This window comes from Streptomyces gottesmaniae (genome assembly GCF_031845845.1).
In the GTDB taxonomy this organism is placed as follows: domain Bacteria; phylum Actinomycetota; class Actinomycetes; order Streptomycetales; family Streptomycetaceae; genus Streptomyces; species Streptomyces akebiae.
This window is the reverse complement of record NZ_JAVRFJ010000004.1, coordinates 326,821-348,932: the sequence shown is the minus strand read 5'-3', so window position 1 is coordinate 348,932 and position 22,112 is coordinate 326,821. Positions and strand designations below refer to the sequence as shown.

18 protein-coding genes and 1 pseudogene are annotated in these 22,112 nt (G+C 69.6%); 15 read left to right on the top strand and 4 right to left on the bottom strand.

Translation table 11 applies throughout. The annotated features are described in order from the left end of the window. The 5 genes from RM704_RS07450 to RM704_RS07430 form a co-directional block, all read left to right on the top strand. A partial coding sequence (locus RM704_RS07450) for a biotin/lipoyl-containing protein (protein ID WP_311590233.1) occupies positions 1-605 on the top strand: 605 nt, incomplete at its 5' end. A 166-nt stretch (positions 606-771) separates the two neighbouring features. Continuing rightward, the gene (locus tag RM704_RS07445; RefSeq protein ID WP_033532235.1) at positions 772-1,320 is read left to right on the top strand and encodes a GNAT family N-acetyltransferase; all 549 of its coding nucleotides are present in this window, start codon (positions 772-774) and stop codon (positions 1,318-1,320) included. A 140-nt stretch (positions 1,321-1,460) separates the two neighbouring features. After that, a complete protein-coding gene (locus tag RM704_RS07440; protein ID WP_033532030.1) occupies positions 1,461-1,925 on the top strand; it encodes a winged helix-turn-helix transcriptional regulator in 465 nt (154 codons plus the stop codon). Positions 1,926-2,500: 575 nt separating this feature from the next. Further along, complete coding sequence (locus tag RM704_RS07435) at positions 2,501-3,844, top strand: SCP2 sterol-binding domain-containing protein (RefSeq protein ID WP_033532031.1); 1,344 nt, start codon at positions 2,501-2,503, stop codon at positions 3,842-3,844. A 63-nt stretch (positions 3,845-3,907) separates the two neighbouring features. Then, positions 3,908-4,870 carry a PDR/VanB family oxidoreductase gene (locus RM704_RS07430; protein WP_192829853.1) on the top strand — a complete coding sequence of 321 codons (963 nt, stop codon included), beginning with the start codon at positions 3,908-3,910 and terminating at the stop codon, positions 4,868-4,870. 139 nt (positions 4,871-5,009) lie between these two features. On the opposite strand, the pseudogene RM704_RS07425 reads toward RM704_RS07430, so the two are convergent. After that, a pseudogene (locus tag RM704_RS07425) lies at positions 5,010-5,696 on the bottom strand (recombinase family protein). Between the two features lie 401 nt (positions 5,697-6,097). Between RM704_RS07425 and RM704_RS07420 the strand changes: the two are divergent. The 3 genes from RM704_RS07420 (at position 6,098) to RM704_RS07410 (ending at position 8,523) form a co-directional block, all read left to right on the top strand. After that, positions 6,098-7,192 (top strand): serine hydrolase domain-containing protein, encoded by a 1,095-nt coding sequence (locus tag RM704_RS07420; protein ID WP_033532033.1) that lies wholly within the window; start codon positions 6,098-6,100, stop codon positions 7,190-7,192. Next, positions 7,192-7,968 (top strand): MerR family transcriptional regulator, encoded by a 777-nt coding sequence (locus RM704_RS07415; RefSeq protein ID WP_033532034.1) that lies wholly within the window; start codon positions 7,192-7,194, stop codon positions 7,966-7,968. The genes RM704_RS07420 and RM704_RS07415 overlap by 1 nt, the downstream gene beginning before the upstream one ends. Positions 7,969-8,397: 429 nt before the next feature. Then, a complete protein-coding gene (locus RM704_RS07410; RefSeq protein ID WP_311590230.1) occupies positions 8,398-8,523 on the top strand; it encodes a hypothetical protein in 126 nt (41 codons plus the stop codon). A gap of 282 nt (positions 8,524-8,805) precedes the next feature. Here the strand turns inward: RM704_RS07410 and RM704_RS07405 are convergent, their stop codons facing one another. After that, positions 8,806-9,801 (bottom strand): LacI family DNA-binding transcriptional regulator, encoded by a 996-nt coding sequence (locus tag RM704_RS07405; RefSeq protein ID WP_033532035.1) that lies wholly within the window; start codon positions 9,799-9,801, stop codon positions 8,806-8,808. Positions 9,802-10,310: 509 nt separating this feature from the next. Between RM704_RS07405 and RM704_RS07400 the strand changes: the two genes are divergently transcribed. From RM704_RS07400 to RM704_RS07370, 7 genes are all read left to right on the top strand, one after another. Beyond that, on the top strand, positions 10,311-11,846 hold the full coding sequence (locus RM704_RS07400) for an ABC transporter substrate-binding protein (RefSeq protein WP_033532036.1): 1,536 nt from the start codon (positions 10,311-10,313) through the stop codon (positions 11,844-11,846). A 2-nt stretch (positions 11,847-11,848) separates the two neighbouring features. Beyond that, positions 11,849-12,883, top strand: a complete 1,035-nt coding sequence (locus tag RM704_RS07395) for an ABC transporter permease (RefSeq protein WP_311590226.1) — start codon at positions 11,849-11,851, stop codon at positions 12,881-12,883. Continuing rightward, entirely contained in the window at positions 12,880-14,820 is a 1,941-nt protein-coding gene (locus RM704_RS07390; RefSeq protein ID WP_033532037.1) for a dipeptide/oligopeptide/nickel ABC transporter permease/ATP-binding protein, read from the top strand. The genes RM704_RS07395 and RM704_RS07390 overlap by 4 nt, the downstream gene beginning before the upstream one ends. Further along, positions 14,817-15,842 (top strand): ABC transporter ATP-binding protein, encoded by a 1,026-nt coding sequence (locus RM704_RS07385; RefSeq protein ID WP_063774540.1) that lies wholly within the window; start codon positions 14,817-14,819, stop codon positions 15,840-15,842. The genes RM704_RS07390 and RM704_RS07385 overlap by 4 nt, the downstream gene beginning before the upstream one ends. Positions 15,843-15,981: 139 nt before the next feature. Continuing rightward, complete coding sequence (locus tag RM704_RS07380) at positions 15,982-16,809, top strand: alpha/beta fold hydrolase (protein WP_033532038.1); 828 nt, start codon at positions 15,982-15,984, stop codon at positions 16,807-16,809. Position 16,810: 1 nt separating this feature from the next. Beyond that, positions 16,811-17,956 carry a serine hydrolase domain-containing protein gene (locus RM704_RS07375; RefSeq protein WP_033532039.1) on the top strand — a complete coding sequence of 382 codons (1,146 nt, stop codon included), beginning with the start codon at positions 16,811-16,813 and terminating at the stop codon, positions 17,954-17,956. Positions 17,957-18,014: 58 nt separating this feature from the next. After that, positions 18,015-19,703, top strand: a complete 1,689-nt coding sequence (locus RM704_RS07370) for a CocE/NonD family hydrolase (protein WP_052146523.1) — start codon at positions 18,015-18,017, stop codon at positions 19,701-19,703. A gap of 101 nt (positions 19,704-19,804) precedes the next feature. Here the strand turns inward: RM704_RS07370 and RM704_RS07365 are convergent, their stop codons facing one another. After that, the gene (locus tag RM704_RS07365) at positions 19,805-20,494 is read right to left on the bottom strand and encodes a TetR/AcrR family transcriptional regulator (RefSeq protein ID WP_311590221.1); all 690 of its coding nucleotides are present in this window, start codon (positions 20,492-20,494) and stop codon (positions 19,805-19,807) included. A 716-nt stretch (positions 20,495-21,210) separates the two neighbouring features. Next, positions 21,211-22,077, bottom strand: a complete 867-nt coding sequence (locus RM704_RS07360) for an SDR family oxidoreductase (protein ID WP_033532040.1) — start codon at positions 22,075-22,077, stop codon at positions 21,211-21,213. Positions 22,078-22,112: the final 35 nt, after the last annotated feature.

Genomic DNA, 22,112 nt, shown 5'->3' with positions numbered 1-22,112 from the left:
GCGCCACCCGCAAGCAGGCCCTGCAGCGCGCCGCCCGCGCGCTGGAGGAGTTCACCGTCGAGGGCATGGCCACCGCGATCCCCTTCCACCGCGCGGTCGTCACCGACCCGGCCTTCGCTCCCGAACTCACCGGTTCCACGGACCCCTTCACCGTCCACACCCGCTGGATCGAGACCGAGTTCGTCAACACCATCCAGCCCTTCGCGGCCCCCGCCGACACCGACACCGACGACGACACCGACCGCGAGACCATCGTCGTCGAGGTCGGCGGCAAACGCCTGGAGGTCTCCCTGCCCGCCGCCCTGGGCATGACCCTGGCCCGCACCGGCCTGGCCGCCGGCGCCAAGCCCAAACGCCGCGCGGCGAAGAAGTCCGGCCCGGCCGCCTCCGGCGACACCCTCGCCTCGCCCATGCAGGGCACCATCGTCAAGGTCGCCGTCGAGGAAGGCCAGGAAGTCAAGGAAGGCGACCTCGTCGTCGTCCTGGAAGCCATGAAGATGGAACAGCCCCTCAACGCCCACCGCTCCGGCACCATCAAGGGCCTCACCGCCGAAGTCGGCGCCGCCCTCACCTCCGGCGCCGTCATCTGCGAGATCAAGGACTGACCCGCACAACCGGACAACCGCCTCCCCGCGCCCCACGCTTCAGGGGCGCGGGGACACGAACGAGAAGCCGGCACTCACGTAGGGAAGGGACAGCGCCCAGCTGAGTTGGGCGGGGACGGTCGCTGGACCAGCAAGCAGTTCGTGGGTGCGCGATAGGTTGCCCACCATGAAAGAACTCGGATCTGTCGCTTGGCCGCCTGTCCCGGTGAAGACCGAGCGGCTCGTGTTACGCGAGCCCGAGGCCCGGGACCGTGCGGCGTTCATTGAACTGCTGTCGTCACCCGAGGTGCACACCTACCTCGGCGGCCCCCGCCCGCGTGACGAGCTTGAGCGCGAGATGCCCGGAGTGCCCGAGCTGTGGACCGGGAGCTTCGTCGTTGAGCTCGACGGGGCCATGATCGGCCACATCCTGCTCAGGAGAGCCCCGGCGCATCATCGCCCGGCTGCCGCGGGGAAGGCAGATCTCGGTTTCCTGTTCCTGCCGCGAGCGTGGGGATTCGGGTACGCCACCGAGGCGTGCGCGGCGGCACTCGACTGGTTCGACGGCGTCCTTCCCGGCGAGCCGGTGGTGCTCACGACCCAGACCGCCAACGTCGGCTCGATACGTCTCGCGGCCAAGCTGGGGTTCACCGAGGTGGAGCGATTCCATGCCTGGGACGCCGAGCAGTGGCTCGGCCGGCGGTCTCCGGTCACGCCGTCCGCTGAGCGCGCTTGACAGGGGTGGTGGGCCGACGGTGTTGGGGCGCTGGGCACCCCGCGGTAGATGGTCGAAGTGGCGGCGGCCCCAGAGGCGAATGAGCGTCCCGCACCCCTCCACCCAGTCAGTTGCTTGGTGCAACGTGCTAAATTCGCAGTATGTTGGGCCAAACGTACGACAGCCAGCTGTGCTCCATCGCCAGGACTCTGGAGGTGGTGGGCGAGCGCTGGACCTTGCTGATCATTCGCGACGCGCAGCTCGGCCTGCGCCGGTTCGAGGAGTTTCAGGACAGTCTCGGCATCGCACGCAATGTGCTCACCAACCGCCTCTCCAAGCTGGTCGACGAGGGGCTGCTGGATCGGGTCAGTTACCAGGAGCGGCCGACCCGCTACGAGTACCAGCCGACGAGCAAGGCCAAGGCCCTGCTCACAGCGGTGCTCGCTCTGATGCACTGGGGCGATGAGTACGCCGCGGATCCGGCCGGCCCTCCGCGGATCGCCAGCCATGCGGGATGCGGAGGCAACGTCCGGGATCAGCTCGTGTGCACCGGCTGCGGACAGGTGGTGGGCCCGGACGCGGTTCACCTGCTTCCCGGCCCGGCGCTGACCGACCAGCCGGCCTGACATCGAAGACGCTCCTCAACGGTCCTGCCCCCACCGGCTGGGGTGAGTGACGAGTCGCGATCAGTTCGCGCTCAGGGGCGATGTCTTCCCGGGCTTGGCCTGTTCACCAGACACCGCAACGACGCCCCTCCGTGGCGCGATCTGTCGCGCCGCTGACGGCGAGCGCCGCCCGTCGGGGTGGCGTTCGCCGCGACTGCGGAGACGGTGACCGGCGGCGCGCAGTCCGCCCCTGCCTGAGCAAGGGGCGTATCCGCTGACCTCTCGCCGCGTTCTACGCCTCCGTCTCCCTTTTCTCCCTGGCGGCAGCGGTAGTCGACTGTCGTCGGGCGGCGAATCCCGGGCCGCACCTCCCGCCTCTGGCCGCCGGGAGTGCACCACCCGAGCGCGGGCCACCCTCGCGGTTCAGCGAACAGAACCGCTGAAGTCCCCCTGCCGACCCGGCCGTTGGGCTCGGATGCAGTGGAGACGCAACAGAATGATCACGACTCCAAGCAAAGTTGCTTCACGAAACGCACCCGGTTAAGGTTCGAGTTGCTTCATGAAACTTGCTCGCACCCACCGTGAGGTGACGCTCGATGGCCAGGAACAAACTCGAAGACCATCCCACCGTCGTCCAAGCCCGCCGACGCGACCGCTCCACCGCCCGGCCCACCGAGCCGCTGGACGCGGCGTGGCTGCGCCAGCTGTGTCTAGACGCGGGCGCGGACGACGTCGGCTTCGTCGAGATCGACCGGCCGGACATCTCCGACCAGCGAGAGGACCTGAGCGCCGCGCTGCCGGGTGTCCGGACGTTGATCAGCTTCGTGACCCGAATGAACCGGGAGAACATCCGCACTCCCGCGCGCTCGGTCGCCAACCTGGAGTTCCATCACACGGGCGACCACACCAACGAGGTCGGTCGTCACGTGGTGGGCGAGCTGGAAGCGATGGGCGTGCGCGCCATCAACCCCGCTATGGGTTTTCCGATGGAGATGGACAATTTCCCCAGGAAGGCGTGGGTCGTCTCGCACAAGCCGGTCGCCGTGGCGGCGGGGCTCGGCAAGATGGGTATCCATCGCAATGTCATCCACCCCAAATTCGGCAACTTCATCCTGCTGGGCACCATCCTCATCGACGCCGAGGTCAGCGAAAACACCCGGCCGATCGAGTACAACCCCTGCCTGGAATGCAAGCTGTGCGTGACTGCCTGCCCGACCGGGGCGATCGCCTCCGACGGTCACTTCAACTTCTCCGCCTGCTACACGCACAACTACCGCGAATTCATGGGTGGCTTCGGCGACTGGGCCGAGCAGGTCGCGGAAAGCCGTAACGCCCACGACTACCGGGCGCGAGTGAGCGACAGCGAGAGCGCCTCGATGTGGCAGAGCCTGTCCTTCGGCGCCAACTACAAAGCGGCCTACTGCATGTCGGTCTGCCCGGCCGGCGAGGACGTCATCGGGCCCTGGCTGGACGACCGCAAGGCACACCTGACCCAGGTCGTACGTCCTCTGATGGACAAGGAGGAGACCGTCTACGTCGTCCCGGGCTCCGACGCCGAGCAGCACGTGAGCGACCGGTTCCCGAACAAGCGCACGAAGCATGTGGCGATGAGCTTGCGAGCCAACAGCATCGACGGTCTGGTGGAAGGCCTGCCGCTGATCTTCCAGCGCGAACAGGCCAAGGACATCTCCGCCACCTACCACTTCACCTTCACCGGCGACGAGTCCCGGCAGATCACCGTGACCATCCGCGACCGCGCACTCGATGTCGCCGACGGACATCACGGTGAGCCGGATCTCAGGATCACCGCCGACACGCGCACCTGGCTGCGTTTCCTCGCCAAGCCGTCGATGTTGGCGTGGGCGCTGGTGCGTCGCCAGATCAAGCTGCAGGGCTCCCCACGACTGCTACGTGACTTCGGCCGCTGCTTCCCGTCCTGACCGGCCAGAAGCCAGAAAAGAAAACAACACCGAATCCTCACTGTGAGAATGGAAAGGCGGATCATGAGCACTCTCGGCGCCGACGTCGAGTTCGACCTCGTGGTGGAACGCAAGGAAACGATGGCCGAAGGCGTCGTGCTGCTGACACTGCGCGACCCGGACGGCCGTCCCCTGCCGGAATGGCAGCCCGGAGCCCACATCGATCTGATACTGCGAGCCGGCCTGGTCCGGCAGTACTCACTGTGCGGAGACCCGGAGGACCGGTCCCGCTTTCAACTCGCGGTGCTGCGGGAACCGGAAAGTCGCGGCGGGTCGAGCCATGTGCACGACGTGCTCGCGGAAGGTGAGTCGGTGCGCGTCCGCGGGCCACGCAACCACTTTCCGCTCGTGAAGGCCAAGAGCTACCTGTTCATCGCGGGCGGTATCGGGATCACCCCCATCCTGCCCATGGTGGCAGCCGTCAACGCGACCCGCGCCGACTGGCGGCTCGTCTACGGGGGCCGCACCCGAGCCTCGATGGCGTTCGGTGAGACTCTGCAGCGGGCCTACGGAGACCGGGTGAGCCTGCGGCCGCAGGACGAGTACGGGCTGCTGGACCTGCCCTCGCTACTCGGCAAGCCGCAACGGAAGACCGCTGTCTACAGCTGCGGTCCGGAACCGCTCCTCGCGGCGGTCGAGGCAGGCTGCGAGAAGTGGCCGAGCGGATCTCTGCACCTGGAGCGCTTCGCCCCGAAGCAGGACCTCGCTGCCGGGCCGCAGAGCAGCTTCGAGGTCGAGCTGGCGCAGTCCGGCAAGACCCTGCTGGTTCCTGAGGACATGTCCATTCTTGAGGCCGTCGAAGCTGCCGGTGTGCCGGTGATGACCTCCTGCGAGGAGGGAATCTGCGGGACCTGCGAGACGAAGGTGTTGGCCGGGGACATCGACCACCGCGACTCGGTCCTGAACGACCAGGAGCGCGCCGCAGGCGACACCATGATGATCTGCGTCTCCCGGGCCAAGGGAAACCGCCTGGTCCTCGACGTCTGATCCACTGCGGGATCGATGACAGGCGCGGCAGCCCGGCCGTTCCACCACAAGCGGGACCACGGCCTGCCGATCACCGTCTGGCCTGGGGCCGAGCGATCGGTCAGGCAGGGGAAGAGCGCTCAGGATCGGCCCTGGAGACCTAGCTCAGCCACCACCGCGAACTAGCCGGGTGATCACGCGTCCGCCGCCGCGGCTGCCTGTTCGTCGTGCTCCCGCAGCATCCGCATGACGGTGGCGGGCGAGGGGTGCTGGCCCTTCTTCGCCCCGCAGTGATGACGAGCCGCTTGGCGATGTCGCGCAGGCTCATCTCCTGGTCGCGTAGGTGAAGGGCCACGGACAGCATGGACTCGTCGGTGACGCCCGCGCCGCCGATGGTCCTGCCGCGCTTGCGGGTGGACTCGTGTCCTTCGAGGGTGCGGTCCCGGATGTACTCGCGTTCCATGCCGGACATCGCGGCGAGCACCGTGAACACGATCCCGGAGGGGTCGTGCGAGCCCTTGAGCTCGCCGGTGAGGAACTCCAGGCCGACGTCGCTCGCCTTCAGCTCCTAGGCAGGCATGGCGAGTTCGATGCCGCGGTCGAGTCGTTTGTGCTCGTGGACGACGAGGGTGACGGCGACGCCGGAGGAGCGGATCTCCCCGGCAAGCTTCACGGTGGCCTCCAGTTCGGGGCGCCGGGCGGCGCGGATGGAGATCGTCTCCGAGAAGACGCACGTCGCCCCGGCCTCGGTGAGGGAGTCGAGTTGTGCGTCGGGAGACTGCCGGACGGTCGAGGCGCGGGCGTAGCCGAGGCGAACGTGCCCGGCCGGTTGGGCGCCGGTGGTCACCGGCCGGGGCAGCTCGGTCCAGACCGACCCCGGCTTGCGTACGGCGGGGGTCGGCACACCGAGTGCCTTGGCGAGTTGGGGCACGAGACGGAAGCGGGCGGTGTGGTACTGGATGGCCACTTTGCATGATCGCCGCAGGTGGACCGCCGGGTGGGCACTTGTTTCACGAGCGACCGCCTATGAAACACCGCGCTCGCCGCCTGGGATCGCTGCCAGTCCCGACGCGGGTCAGCGAAGCGGGCGGCCAGGATCCGGACGGGGCCGGGAGTCCTCCCTGCCAGCCATGCCGAGGGAAGCGACCGTGGGCTGGATCACAGTTGAGGTTGACCTTGGGGCAGGGTGGAGGCTCGTCGCATCGGCACACGACGCCGACCCGGGCACAACCGATGTGAAGGAGCAATATGTCCACCTACCTTTCCGGCCAGGGGCAGGATCGTCCGGAGCTGCAGAAGGCGATCGAGGAGTTGGCCGAGTCCGGTTTTGTAGGGATCCAGCTCCGGGTGAACGACGAGCAGGGCGAGTGGGTTGGCAGCGCCGGTGTGCGCGAGCTGGGCCAGAGCGCCAAGCCGCTGACGAACGGGCACTTCCGCATCGGCAGCAGCACCAAGAACTTCGTCGCCACCTCGGTGCTCTTGCTGGTGGCCGAGGGCAGGATCGGCCTGGATGCCCCGGCCGATGACTACCTGCCCGAGTTCGGTCTCGACCGGCGGATCACTGTGCGGATGCTGCTGCAGCACACCAGCGGGATCTTCAACCACACCGGCGAGCTCTACGAGGACGGGACGATCGTGCTGGGGGTCCCCTGGCAGGGCAAGGAGTGGGTGGACAACCAGTTCAAGACCTACCTGCCCGAAGAGCTGGTTCGGCTGTCGTTGTCCAAGCCGACGCGGTTCGCGCCGGGGACGGGCTGGAGCTACGCCAACACCAACTACGTGCTGGCCCGGCTGGTGGTCGAGAAGGTTACCGGCCGATTGTTCGCCGAGGAGTTGCAGCGGCTGATCCTGGAGCCGCTGGGGATGACCGGCACCGTGGCGCCGGGCGCCTCGCCGGAGATCCCCGAGCCGCACAACCACGGCTACTACCGCTACGAGGACGCCGGGCAGGAGCGGACGGTCGATGTCACCCGTCAGAACCCGTCCTGGGTCGGAGCCGGCGGCGACATGATCTCGACCACCAAGGATCTGCACACGTACTTCTCCGCGCTGATGGGCGGCAAGCTCCTGTCGGCCGAGCTGCTGGCCGAGATGCGCACGCCGGAGGCGACGGTCGGCTACGGCCTGGGAGTGTTCGCGCAGGAAACGGAGGGCGGCACCGTCTTCCACCACAACGGCGCCACCATGGGTTCGGCGGCGCTGATGTACAGCACCCCGGACGGCAGCAGGACCCTGACCGCCGGGCTCTCCTGGGTGGACGACGCCGACCTGTCGATAGCACAGGCATTCCAGACCGCCCAGCAGCGTTTCGTCGACGCGGTGTTCTGCGGCAAGCTGGGCTGATGAGGAACGGGGTCACGATCGGGCAGGCGGCGGCGTTCGTCGGCGTCACGGTCAAGACGGTGCGGCACTACCACAAGCTCGGCCTGGTCGCGGAGCCGGATCGTGACAGCTCCGGCTATCGGCGGTACGGGTCCGGCGAGTTGCTGCAGCTGGTACAGGTACGGACGCTGGCTGCCGCGGGCGTGCCGCTGGCCGAGGTCGGGGCCATGCTCGGCGCCGGCGCGGAGCAGTTCGGCGCCGCGCTCGCGGACGTCGAGCGGCAGCTCACTGAACGCATAGATGAGCTGGCCGCCCGCCGCGACACCCTGCACCGGCTCGCCGACGGCGACCGGGCCCTGCTGCCCGACCGCGCCTGCGCGATTCTGGATCGCATGCCCGGCCTCGGCTTCAGCCCCGACTACGTGGCCGCGCAGCGCGAGGCCCTGGTGCTGGCCCGGGCGCTGGTGCCGGAGGGCTTCGACGGCTTCCTGACCCAGCTTGAACACGGGCTCGACGATCCCGAGTACGTCGACCTGATCAAGCGCGGCCGGGAGGCGGAGACCTGGGAACCGGACGACCCGAGGATCGAAGAACTCGCGACCGCCATGGCCGACCGCTACCTCGCCAACCCCGCGCTGTTGGGAGATCGCGCCAGCCTGCAGGCGTGGGCCAAGGCTCCGGCCCAGTACAAACTGATCAACCATCACCGCGAGGACCGGGCGCCGATCTCAGCCCGGGTGACCGCGCTCACTGAGGCCAAGCTCCGCTCCGCAGGCGTGCCCGTCCCCCAGCGATGAGGTCCTGGAAGTCCTTCATCGTGCCTCCGTACGTGATCGGCCGGGGTGCGCGGGTGAGGCACAGCGGTGGCCGGCCCCAGGTCGAGGCGCTTGTTCATATCCAGGTGGAAGGTGCCGCAGAGGTTGACGTTGGACCAGAACAGCGCGATCAGGCCGCGTCGGCACATCGGGGAGCCGGGCCCTCCAGCTCGAAGAACTTCAGCAACAGGCTCAAGCCGAGCCGGGTCGTCCCGCTCTGCGGCCCACCCCGCGAGCGAGATGGTGCGCTCGGCCACGAGCACGTGTGGCGGGTCGCGGCGCGCGAGTTGGAGCTCTATGACACCGGCGACGTCGACGGGGCGGACGAGGTGTTCGCCCCGGAGTGATCGACCACACCCCGCCACTGACGCCGCCTCCGGCATCGACGGCATGCGAGCGTCGATCTGGAGGATGACCGCGATTCCACACGGGAGATGCCTTCGGGTTCGTCGCCAGGGCAAGAGCACCGAGATCTACCACGTCGAAGAACTGCTCAAGCTCACCCAGCAGATCAGCGGCGGCGTACAGCCGGCGTGAAGGCCGGGGTCTGTTCCGACCAAGGCCCGCCTCCGACTCCTGATCGGCAGGCGCCGCCCCGACGCGGCGCCTGCCGATCTTCGTGCACCGCGACCAGTGAGTCCCCCCGCCACGCGAGGTGGTCATGCCGGGCGCGCTCGTCGTACTCGCCCATGCCTTGACGCCTCGCTCGCGCGGGCGACACGGCCGCCGTCAAGCCCTTCACCCACCCGCCGTCCGCCGGCGCTCCCCGCAAAGCACGGTGATCGGATCTATCTCACGAACAGCCGGGACCCATGGTGCCTACGTCGTCTCGCGATGGATGAGGGTGAGGATGTCCCCCGCGGCGGGTCGGCACGGCGCTGCGGGGGCCGGAGCTCCGACCGTCGAGAGGATGCCGGCGGTGAGGTTGTCGGCTGCTCCGGTGAGGTCCATGCCGATGGTGGTCAGGGCCGGTACGGCGAGCGAGCTCACGGGGAGGTCGTCGACGCCGATGAGCGCCAGGTCGTCCGGGACGTCGATGTGCTGTGTGCGGCAGCTCGCCAGGACGGCGAGAGCGAGGAGATCGTTGAACGCGGCGACCGCCGTGACCGGGGTGGCACCCTGCGTCCACTCAGCGACGGCGTCCCGGGCGCTGGCCCGTGAGTAGCGCATGCTGACCACCTGCGGCGCCGGCAGGCCGAGGTCGTCACAGGCCAGGGTGGCTCCCCGCAGACGAGGCAGAGAGAAGGGCCGCTCCCGGGGGTCGTCCAGCGCGGCGTAGCCGATGTGCCGGTGCCCGCGTGCCGCGAGGTGCTCGATCTGCAGTCGTCCGATGTCCTGTTGGCTCAGCCCGGTCAGGCGGGTGTTGTCCGGTGTGAACACCCCGTCGAGCAGAGGGATTTCCGCCCCACGCAGTGACTGCGCGTCGGCGGACGGCAGGCTGCCGAACGAGACGACCACCGCCGGCTGGACGTGCTGCCACAGCTCGGCCAGCGGCGTGGCCGTCCCGTCGTGGTGCAGGTACACGCAGGTGTAGCCGGCCTCGCTCAGTGATCGGCCGAGGGCCAGTTTGAACTGCTCCATGGCCTCGGCGACGGGGAAGTCCGGAACCACGCAGAGCACGACGTTGCTGCGGCCCTTGCGCAGTGCACGGCCGGCCCCCGACGGTACGTAGCCGAGACGCTTCGCCGTCTCCAGTACGCGACGCCGGGTCTCCGCGGAGAGGCCGTGCTCCTCCCTGCCGTTGAGCACGAAGCTCACGGTGGTCTGTGAGACGCCGGCCTCCCGCGCCACGTCCTTGCTGGTGACCCTTGGCAATGCCCCTCCCGACCCCTTGCCGCGTCTGCACACACAGGCTACGGTACGGCGTCAGCCGGTCTAATACGTATTAGATGGCCGTTTCGGTCGCCGTTTGGCCCGCGGGGGAGACGCCCCGCATCCGCTTTGCCTGAGCCGCCCACCCCCAGCTGATCACCGTCTTCGCGCGCGTCGACGGGGTGGATCCACACGAAGAGAGATCTGTCATGGACGACACGATCCCCGTCAGTACCGACGCGACACCCGACCGCGTCCCAGCCGCCGCCGATCCGCTCCGGTGACCACGGCACCTCCACGCAGCACGCTCCGACATGCCCGAGCCCGACTGCCCGCGCGACGGACCGGATCCAGACGCGCCTGACGTGGTCACCACGCACTCGCCTCGACTGCCAGGTGGAGCGCCCCACCGACGACCACCCGCAGTCCTCACGCACGTGATCGACGCGTGCCACCACGCGGCTCCGCAACCGCCTGCTCGTGGCCCGGCCAAGACTTTCAGGAGAAGACGCATGAACCGCACCTCATTGATCGCGCTGCTCGCCGCATCGGCGCTGGCGCTCGGCACCACAGCATGCGGCGCCGGCAGCGAGGCGGACGGACCCGCCCGCACCAGCGCGAACGAGCTGCGTATCGGCCTCTCGTTCGGGCCGTTCACACTCGACCCGGCCAAGGACGGCGGCGGCGCGCCCAACGTGATGCGTTCGCTGACCAACGAGTCCCTCTTCCACATGAACGCCGACTACACCGCCAGCCCGGCCCTGGTGAGCGACTACAAGTACGTCGGAGAAGGGAACAAGGTCTTCGAGTTCACCCTCAAGAAGGGGATCCGCTTCACCGACGGCAGTCCGCTGGACGCGGCGGCGGTCAAGACCTGGCTGGAGTACTTCGCGAAGCAGCCCGGGCCGTACGTCTCCTCGCTCTCGATCGGCTCCGTCGAGACCAAGGGGGAGTACACGGTCCGGCTCAACCTCGCCTCGCCGTCTCCGATCGTGCCCCTGCTCCTGTCCCAGTACGGAAACCGGGGCGCCCTCTCGAGCCCCAAGTCCGTCGCCGACCCCGCAAGCCTGGCGAAGGGCACGTACGGCGTCGGTCCCTACGTCCTGGACCCCGCCCGATCCGTGACCGGCGACCACTACACCCTCGTGCCCAGCAAGCACTACCACGATCCGTCGGCCGTCCGCTTCAAGAAGGTGACCGTCCGGATCATCTCCAACCCGTCCGCGATGCTGCGCGCGTTCCAGGCCAAGCAGATCGACTTCGGCACCCTGGACCCGTCCACCGCGCCCGCGGCCGAGAAGGCGGGCGTGAAGGTGATGCACTGGCGCAGCGGCACCGTGGCGGTGACGCTCGCCGACCGCGACGGCACCGCCACCAAGCCGCTCGGCGACGTCCGGGTCCGACAGGCGCTGAACTACGCCGTCGACCGTGAGGCGATCACCAAGGCGATGGTCGGCAAGTACGGCCGGTCCACCTCGCAGTACCAGACCGATTACACCGACCCGGCCCTGGAAGACCGCTACCCCTACGACCCGAAGACGGCGAAGGCACTGCTCGCCAAGGCCGGCTATCCGAAGGGGTTCAGCATGGACGTGGTGGACCCGGGATCCATGATCGGCAACTGGGGCGACCCGACGATGCAGACGGTCGCGAAGTACTGGGAGAAGGTCGGCGTCCGCGTCAAGGTCACCCAGGCGACCACCGACTTCGTCCAGCAGGCGCTCTCGAAGAAGTTCGCCGCGCTCCAGTGGACACCGGACACCTCCCCGACGTCGATCACGTACTCGCTCCTGTACGGCCCCAAGGCCTCGATGAACCCCTTCGGTGCCTCGAACGCGGAGATCGACGCGCTCTACCGCAAGGGTCAGACGGAGCAGGGCGGCAAGGCAGCGAAGACGTTCGGAAAGCTCAACAGCATGGTCACCGAACAGGCGTTCAACGTGCCGATCTACGAGTACCACATCCCGTGGGGCATGAACGAGCACATCACCGGGGTCAAGAAGGGCTCCTGGGTGGTCTTCGGTGCCGACCTCGGTTGGAAGGGCTGACGATGGCCAACACGTCGGTCGACGCGATGGGAGCGCCGCTCACGCGCTCCCCTCGCGGGCGCGCCCTCCGCAGACGCGGCACCGGGGGCGGCGGTTTGACCTCGCTGCTGGCACGCCGCATGGTGACGGCGGCCCCCTTGCTGCTGGTCGTGTCGAGCTGCAACTTCCTCTTGCTGTCGCTCACCCCGGGAGATGCCGCACGCCAGATCCTCGGCACCAGTGGCACACCGGAACAGTACGAGGCGCTGCGTCGGCAACTCGGGCTCGATCTCCCGGTCTACGAGCAGTACTGGCACTGGCTGACCCGTGCGGTCTCCGGTGACTTCGGCAATTCGATCACCAACGGCACGCCGGTCCTGGAGTCGGTCATGAGCCGAGTGCCTGTGACCATGTCGCTCATCGTCGGCTCTCTGCTGGTGAGCGTCGTGGTGGGCGTCGGCCTCGGCGTGTTCAGTGCCGTCCGTGGTGGGGTGATCGGCAGGGCGGTCGACGCACTCGCCCTCCTCGGCTGGGCACTGCCGGTCTTCTGGGTCGGCTCCGTGCTGGTGGTCGTTTTCGCCATCAAGCTCCAGTGGTTCCCCGCGCTGGGCTACGTGCCGTTCACCGAATCGCCCCAGGGCTGGGCCCGATCGCTGGTGCTGCCGGTGACCGCGCTCTCCCTCGGCTCCGTCGCCGCCGTGCTGAAGCAGACCCGGGAATCCATGCTCGACGTGCTCGGAAGCGAGTACATCAGGATGGCCGCCGCGAACGGGGTCTCCCGGACCTCGCTGATCTATCGGCATGCCCTCAAGAACGCGGCCATCCCGGTCGTCACCGTCCTGGGTGTCCAGACCGTCGGCCTGCTCGGCGGCGCGGTTCTCATCGAGAACGTCTTCTCCGTGCCTGGCCTCGGGTCGCTCGTGGTCGGTTCGGCCCTGGCCCACGACATCCCGACGGTCCAGGCGGTCGCGGTGTTCTTCACCGTGGTGGTCATCGTCGTCAACCTGTCGGTCGACCTCGCCTATGGGCTGCTCAACCCGAGAGTGAGCGCAGCATGACCGTGACCGCGCCCGATGCCCAACTGTCGGCATCGCCCTCCGTGACCCCCCGCTTCGCGCGCCGCCTGCTGCGACGGCCGCCGGCCATCGTGTGCCTGGCGTACCTGGCGATCCTCGTCGTGGTCGCCGTCGCCGCCCCGATGCTGATGCCGCATGTCGGTACCGAAAGGGCCGGTGACCTCGGAACCGCCCTGCAGGGCCCGAGCGCCGCTCACCCCCTTGGCATCGACAGTCTCGGCCGCGATGTCCTCCAGCGACTGCTGGTGGGCACCCGTGGCACGTTGGCGGGAGTCGTCGAGGCGATGGTGGTCGTCCTGGCGCTGGGCATCCCCATCGGGCTCGTGGCCGGCTACGTCGGCGGCAAGGTCGACCGGGCGATCACCTGGCTGGCGGATCTCGTGCTGTCGCTGCCGGCGATCATCCTGGTCATCGTCGTGCTGTCGGTCTTCCCGCAGAGCGTCGCAGCCGCGATGGTGGCTCTCGGTGTCCTGGCCGCGCCGGGCCTCGTACGCGTCGTGCGAGCCGCGACCCTGCCGGTGCGCGAACAGCTCTATGTCGCCGCCGCCCGGGTGTCCGGCATGTCGCGGACGTACATCATCACCCGGCACGTGCTGCCGCGGGTCATGGGACCCATCATCGTGCAGGCATCCTTGTTGGCGGCAACCGCCTTGCTGGTGCAGACCGGTCTGGCCTTCCTCGCCCTCATCGCCGCGCCTCCGGAGCCCAGTTGGGGAGGCATGGTCGCCGACGGGGTCGGTGCCCTCTTCCAGCAGCCCTGGTTGATCTGGCCGCCCGGCCTGGCGATCGCACTGACCGTGCTGGCGTTCGGACTTCTGGGTGACGCGGTCAGAGACGCCGGCGCCGAGGGCTGGTCCCCGAAGTCGGCCCTCCCGCTCCACGACAAGCGTCGAAGCGCGCCCGCGCGCGCCGCCGCCGTCGTCGTTCCCGCGAGCACGAACGCCGACCTGCTCTCGGTCCGCGACCTCACGGTGTCCTACGCCACGCCCACCGGCCCGATCCGTGCGATCGACGGCGTGACCTTCGACATCGCCCGCGGGGAGACCGTCGGAGTCGTCGGCGAGTCCGGTTGCGGGAAGACCACGACAGCACTCGCCGTCATCGCGCTGCTCGGTGGCGGCGGACGGATCGACTCCGGACACGTCCTCTTCGACGGCAGGGACCTCACGGCCCTGTCGGAGCCCGAACTCCAGGCCGTTCGCGGTACCGAGATCGGTTACGTGTCCCAGGAGCCGATGGTCGCGCTCGATCCCGCCTTCCGGATCGGCCGGCAACTCGCCGAGGCCGTCCGGACCAACACCGGAATGAGCCGCGCGAAGGCCAAGAAGCGCGCCGTCGAGCTGTTGGAACAGGTGCAGCTTCCCGAGCCCCGTCTCGTGGCTCGCCGCTACCCGCACGAGTTGTCGGGCGGCATGGCCCAGCGCGTCGTCGTCGCGCGTGCCCTCGCCGGCGAACCGAAGCTCCTGATCGCCGATGAGCCGACCACCGCCCTCGACGTCACCATCCAGGTGGAGATCCTCGATCTGCTGCGCACGCTCCAGCGCGACCGGGGCATGGCGATCATGCTGGTCACCCACGACCTGGGTGTGGTCGCCGACATGTGCGATCGGGTCGTGGTGATGTACGCCGGCCAGGTCGCCGAACGCGCCGGAGTGAAGGAGCTGTTCGGCGACCCGCACCACCCCTACACCCGGGCGCTGCTCGCCTCGAACCCGCACAACCAGCACGGCTCGGCGGTGCTGCCCACCATCCCGGGCGCGGTCCCCATGCCGGGCTCGTGGCCACGAGGCTGCCACTTCCGGCCGAGATGTACGCGCGCCACCGAGCAGTGCGGCAGCGGCGCGATCCCCCTCCTGGAGATCGGTGCCTCCCACGAGGCCCGTTGCCTCCACGCCCACCAGATCGAAGGTGTTGCGTGAACGACGAGACCAACCTCCTCGAAGTCCGCGATCTGTCGGTGCACTTCCGCCGCGGACAGGGCTCACCCGTCCTGCGAGCTGTCGACCAGGTCAGCTTCTCCGTGGCCGAACGGGAGACGCTGGGCGTCGTGGGCGAATCGGGCTCCGGCAAGACCACCATCGGCCGGGCCGTGCTCGGCCTGGTGTCGCCGACCGGGGGCCACATCGAGTTCGCGGGCGAGGACATCACCCGAGCCGACCACAAGCGGCGCCGCGCGCTCAGCCGCGACCTGCAAGTGATCTTCCAGGACCCGTACAGCTCCCTGAACCCGACCCGAACCGTCGCTCAGACGCTGGGCGAGTCGCTGCGGGCGGAGAAACTGGCCGCAGCCGAGGTCCGCGACCGGGTCGTCACCATGCTGGAGCGCGTCGGACTCCCCGCGTCCGCCGCGGACCGTCACCCGTCGGGCTTCTCCGGCGGCCAGCGGCAGCGCATCGCCATCGCCCGGGCTCTCGTCGCGCGACCGCGGCTGGTGATCTGCGACGAGCCGGTCAGCGCGCTGGACCTCTCGGTCCAGGCCCAAGTGCTCAACCTGCTCCGGGAACTGCAGGACGAGTTCGCCCTCGGCTACCTGTTCGTGGCCCACGACCTCGACGTCGTCCGGCACCTCTCGCACCGCATCATGGTGCTGTACCGCGGGCAGATCATGGAGCAGGGCCCCGCCGACACGCTCTACGCCACGCCGACGCACCCCTACACCAGGACCCTGCTCGAAGCAGCGCCGGTCCCGGACCCGGTGCGCCAAGCGGAACGCCGCCTGCGACGGGTACGCACGGGTGACAACAGCGGCCCCACGTCCGCCGCCGGATGTCCCTTCGCCGCCCGCTGCCCACACGCGGCCCCGCTGTGCCACGCCGAACGGCCACCGCTCGAACAGACCCCCGCGGGCACGACCGTCGCCTGTCACCGGTGGCGAGAACTCGGCGCCGCCCCGCCGGTCGAACCCGGACGCAGGCTCAACGTCGCCACCGGTCTGCCCTAGGGGGCACCGCCTGCCGTCGCCCGCCCATGCGTCGGCGCCCGGCGGCCACCGCTCGCTGTTCCCCTTCAGCGGCGCGTCCGACCCCGTCGCCGGTGCGCCCATGGGCATCGCCCGATCCGACCATCGAAATGAGACCGCCATGACCATCGTCACCACGCCGGACGGGGTGTCGATCAACTACGACACCTTCGGCGACCCCGACCGCCCTCCGCTGCTGCTGATCCAGGGGCTCGGTGCCCACATGCTCGGTTGGCGCGCCGATCTGTGCCGACAGCTCGCCGACGCGGGCTTCCACGTCCTGCGCTTCGACAACCGGGACGTCGGCCTGTCGCAGAAGTTCCCGCAGGGCGGCTACACCCTGACCGACATGGCGAACGACACCGCGGGCCTCCTCACCGCGCTCGGTATTCCCGCGGCGCACATCGTGGGACAGTCGATGGGCGGCATGGTCGCCCAGCAGCTCACCCTCGACCACCCCACGCGGGTGCTGACCCTCGCCCTGCTCTACACGGCGCCCAGCACGGACTTCATCGCCGGACGCGACCTGGTCGACGAGCGGACGCAACGCCCACGGGCCCGGGACCGCGACGAGGCGATCGCGCTGTACCTGGACAACGAAGCGGTGTGCGCCTCACCCGGATACGTTCAGGACATCGCCTGGCTGCGCGAGCTGGGCGGCCAGATGTACGACCGGGACTACGACCCCGACGGCGTCCTGCGGCAGGTGGAGGCGCTCGACCACTCTCCGGACCGTACGTCTCACCTGCACCACATCGCCGTACCCACCACGATCCTGCACGGCGACGGAGACCGCTTGATCGACCCCGAAGGGTCCAGGGTCATGCACGAACTGATCGCGGATTCGAAGCTGACCGTCCACCGCGGCATGGGCCATGAGCTTCCCCGGCCGCTCTGGCCTCAGATCATCACCCAGATCCAGGACAACACGGCACGAGGAAGGGCGTGACATGACAGCGGCACTCGTGCAAGGCCACGTGTCCAGCGGCTTCGAGCCCGTCGCGGACGCCTTCGCCGACAATTTCCGCCACCGGGGCGACACAGCGGCCTCCTGCGTCGTGTACGCCGGGGGAGTTCCGGTCGTGGACATCTGGGCCGGTCGGACCGCCCGGGGAGCCTGGACCCCCGACGCCCGCACCGTGACGTTCTCGGTGAGCAAGGGCGTCACCACCGTCTGTCTGCTGATGGCCGCCGAGCGAGGCCTGATCGACCTCGACGCCCGAGTGGCGACGTACTGGCCGGAGTTCGCGCGGAACGGCAAGGAGACCACGACCGTACGGCACCTTCTCGCGCACCGGGCCGGCCTGGTGGCGCCCGACGCGGAGGTGACGCCGGAGGATCTGCGGGCCTGGGTGCCGGTGGCGGACGCGCTGGCCCGGCAGGCGCCGGCCTGGGTCCCCGGGACGGCGTACGCCTACCACGCGCTCACGTTCGGCTGGCTGGCCGGCGAGGTGCTGCGCCGGGCCACGGGGCTGCGGCCCGGCCAGTGGCTGCGCGAGCACGTGACGGATCCCCTGAAGCTGGCGATGACGTTCGGCGCCGACCCCACGGCCGCCGATCTGCACCCTCTGGCGGACCCGCTGCCCAGCACCGATCCCGAGGCCGTCGCGATGATGGCCGCGGCTCTCGCCGCACCGATGATCGAACGCTCCATCAGCCTGGGCGGTGTCTTCGACGCCGCCCGGATCGTCCAGGTCGCCGACACGGAAGCATGGCTCTCGGCGGAGATCCCGGCGGGCAATCTCGTGACCAATGCCCGCAGCCTGGCACGGCTGTACGCGGCCACGGTCGGCGAGGTCGACGGAGTCAGGCTGCTGGGCCCGGACGTCGTCCGCGATGCCCTCGTGGTGCGCTCCGAGGGCCGCCCGTTCGTGGGCCCCGACGCGGGCAGCGGCTGGGGCACGGGCTTCATGACCAGCTCCACCCACCGGCCGATGATCGGCCCCGGCAGCTTCGGCCACGACGGCATGGGCGGCTGCCTCGGCTTCGCCCACCTGGAATCAGAGATCGCCTTCGCCTACCAGACCGCACAGCCCGGTGCCCTTCCCGACGACCGGGCCGACGCGCTCAGCCGCGCGCTGCGCGCCTGCCTGTGAAGCCCGGCCCCGCCAGGCCACGTCCACACCAGTCCACCGAAGAACGAGAAATCAGGCCATGACCACGACACTTCCGCGTCCCACCGCTCTGACACCCCCGAGCCTGGCCGTCCGCACGGCGGACCGGCTCCTGACCCGCCTGATGCGGTTGCCGGGCACCCGACACGGCTACCGGGTCGAGCGGAACCTGCCGACGCCCGCGCGCGACGGCGCCGTCCTGGTGACGGACCACTACGCCCCTCTCACCGGCCGGCCGAAGGGCACGGTCCTCATACGCACCCCGTACGGGCGCGGGTTTCCCAGCAACCTGGAGGCGAGGGTCTACGCGGACCGCGGGTACCACGTCGTCCTGCAGAGCTGCCGAGGCACGTTCGGCTCCACGGGAGACTTCTACCCGATGGCGAACGAGGCCGACGACGCCCAGGACGCGGTGGCCTGGCTGCGAACCCAGCCGTGGTTCGACGGGCGGCTCGCCACCGCGGGGGGATCCTATGTGGGCTGGACCCAGTGGGCGCTGCTGATGGACCCGCCCCCCGAACTGCGTACCTCCCTGATCGCCGTGGCCCCGCACGACATGCACGACGCGGCCCACGGAAGCGGAGCGTTCCGCCTGGGTGACTTCCTGTCCTTCGCGGAGATGGTGGTCGACCAGGAGCGATTCACCGGGCTGCGGGCTGTGACCCGGCTGCTCACCCTGAACCGGCGGCTGGCCCCCGTCTTCGGCGCCCTCCCCTTGGCCGACGCGGCCGACGAGGCGACCGGGCACCGTGCGCCGTGGCTCCGGGAATGGCTGACCACTCCGGAGCGCGACGATGCCGTGTGGGACCGCCTCAAACTCGACGACGCCCTTGAGCGGGTGAACGTCCCGGTACGGCTCACCGCCTGCTGGCAGGACCTCTTCCTCGACCAGACCCTGCACCAGTACCAGTCGCTGCGCACCCGGGGGGTCGACGTCTCGCTCACCGTCGGCCCGGGAACCCATCAGGAACTGGGCCAGAAGGGCATGGGAGGTCTGCTCCGCGGCAATCTCGAATGGCTTCAGACCCACCTCGCCGCAGAAGCGCCCGCTCGCCCACGGTCCGCACCTCCCGTCGAGGTGTACGTCACCGGGCAGGAAGCCTGGCGGCAGCTGGCCGAATGGCCACCGGCGGCGCACGAGACCGTCCGCCACCTGCAGCCGGGCGGCGGACTCCTGGCCGACGAACCGATCGGCGGCGCACCGTCCACGTACGTCTACGACCCGGCGCACCCCACGCCGACCCTCGGCGGCCCACTGCTCACCCTCGACGCCGGCATCAAGGACAACGCCGCTCTGGAGAGCCGCTCCGACGTGCTCACCTTCACCACCGCCCCGCTGACCGCGCCGCTGGAGATCATGGGAACACCCGTCGTCGAACTGGCGCACACCCGGAGCAACCCGCACGCCGACGTCTTCGTACGGCTCTGCGACGTCGATCGCGACGGTGTGTCCCGAAACTTCGCGGAAGGACTCCTCCGCCTGGATCCCACCTCGCCCCTCGACCAGGTGCAGACCGTGCGCGTGCGGCTGGACGCCTGCGCACACGAGGTCAAGGCCGGACACCGGATCCGCCTGCTGATAGCGGGCGGCTCCCACCCGCGCTACGCACGCAACGAGGGCACCGGTGCACTGCCCGGCACCGGAAGTGAGCTGCGGCCGTGTACGCACACCGTCCACCACGACAGCGGCGCGGTGTCCCGCGTGGTCCTGCCGACGCCGTCCGGGTGAGCAAGGACGCGCCTGCTCCTCGTCGCCCAAGGGCAAGATCATCCGAGCGGAACAGACCTTTGCACCACCCCATCCGAGCGACGCATCCCTGCCGCCGGGCTCTACCTGGGCGTCGAAACCTGATCCCCGGGTGAACTGACAGCCGCGGAAGGAGGCTCGGATGCGTCCTGCCCCGAACTGAGCCCGCCCAGCAGGAGGTCCCCGAGCTCGGAGAAGGCATCGCCGGCGGTCAGGCCGGTGCTCTCCAGAAGGGCCCCGGACTGGACTGCGTCGATGGTCACCGCCACCACCTGGGCGGCGAAGTGTCCGTTGAGCGCGCGGAAAACGCCGGCCCGCACGCCCTCCTCGATCAGTTCGTGGACGCGGTGCGCGGCAGCGGCGGAGTTCTTGTGGTAGATCCGCGCCGTCGGTTCGTAACCCACCATGTCGTCGTAGAAGGCGTGGGAATGCCGACGCATGGCCGTGCCGACGCCGGCGAGGTAGACCCTGATGCGCTGCCTCGGATCGGGCTCGGCCTGAACCGCCTGCTCGATCTCGGCTGTCGCATTCCGGAAGAAGGTGCGGGTGACCGCCAGTACCAGCTGCTCCTTCGTGGAGGCGAGGCTGTACAGCGTCGCCTTGGAGCACCCCAGTCGTTGGGCCAGCTCATCCATGGTCACCGCCGTGAAGCCTTCGGCGAGGATGATGGCCTCGGCCTGGCGCAGCAGCTCCTCCCGTCGACGAGTGTCGACGACCCGCCTGCGTGCAGTTCGGCGGGGGCGTCGGTCGCGCGGGTCAGTTTGGGCCGTCACGGCAGCAGTCTCCCATGCGGGTCCTGCCCGAAGCGCCGGGTGGTCCTCCTGGCGGGGAGGCCGAGCCCTGCGAGGGGGCGCAGGGACCTCTCGCAGGGCTGGGGTCGGCCGCCCGAGCCGCTCTCGCGTGAGGTCGAGCAGCTGGTCGGCGCGGTCGATCTTCGCGAGGCGGCGAGGCACGCCGCCGCCGACAGCCGGGCGCGTGCGGGCGCGGGTGCGGGCCAGGGGTGGCCGTCGCGCAGGCGGCGCCCATCTTGGCCGCCCTGAGCTCGTCGTCGAAGCGGCCGTCCTTCAGCGGGAAGTTGGCGGATCCCCAGGTGGCGTTCTGCATCCGGGCCTGGAGGTCCACGCCGTTGGTGCCGGACGGCGGAGGGGAACGTGGCCGCCCTCGACGAGAGGGGTGGTGTCGATGGATCTGAAAGCGAGGTAGGCGGCGGGCTCGCCGTGGCCCCGGAGGGGGCTGCCCAGGGGCACTCCCAGCTTCGGCGTCGACGCGAGCCGAGCCCTGGCCCGGGTCTGTGCCCGTGCCGGCAACACCGACCTGGCGAGAGCGGAGTGGAGCACACGTACCGGACGCGCCGTACCGAAGGGTGTGTGGCCGGCCGGGCCGGTCCTGACAGGGGGCTTCGTCCCTGACGTGCCGGTCCCGGCTTCGTACGCGGCCCGCACCGGGCGGCGTCGGCTGACGGAAGGTGATCGAGCTCCGCCGCTCCAGGTCAGAGCGCGATGTCGGCCAGCCACTGGCTCGCGGTCCGTGGTGTCACACCGAGGAGCTTCTGGGCGGAGCGCTCGGCCGCGATCGAGTGGTCCGGCTGTGTGCTGAGGGCCCGGTACATGTCCGCGATGGCGACGGTGGCCTGCTCGCCCAGCATGGGTGCGAGGGGCGCGAAGAAGGCGTGGGGGTCGGTGGCCTCGTAGGTCACGGTCCGTCCGAGCCGGGTGCTGAACGCCTCGGCCAGGTCCTCTCCGCTGATCGCCGGGTACTGCCCGACGGAGACGACGCCGCTGATGTCCGTGCGTTCGAACAGCGCGGTGGCTGCGTCGGCGATGTCCAGGTGCGAGGCCCAGGAGGCGCGGAAGCCGCTGGGCAGCGAGTAGCGCAGCACGCCCTCCTCGCGGACGCCCGCGATGACGTTCGGCAGCAGCAGGTTCTCGAAGTAGAACCGGGGCTCGATCACCGCGTGGGAGACGCCGCTGTCCGCCAGCCCGGTGGCGAGCACCGAGACGGCGCTCTCGGCCGAGTCGCCCCGACCGCCGTCGCCGTCGGTGGTCACGAGGCCGCCGCTGGTGGAGAACACCACGCGGGCGGGCCGGGCCTCGCGGACGGCGGCCACGGTGTTGCGCGCGAAGGTCAGGCGGTCCTCCTCCGGGGCCACCGGCAGGTGGACGAACACGCCCTCCGCGCCACGGTAGGCGTCGGTCAGGTTCGCGGTGGAGGAGTAGTCGACGGCCAGAACACGGGCACCGTCCACGACGGTGCCCGCGTTGCGGGTCAGGGCGGTCACGGGCTTGCCCGCGGCGGTGAGGGCGGCGACGACGGGGGCACCCTGGGCGCCGGTGGCGCCGTGAATCATGTAGGTCATGGAGCTATTAGTGCATGGGATGCACCGGTTACATC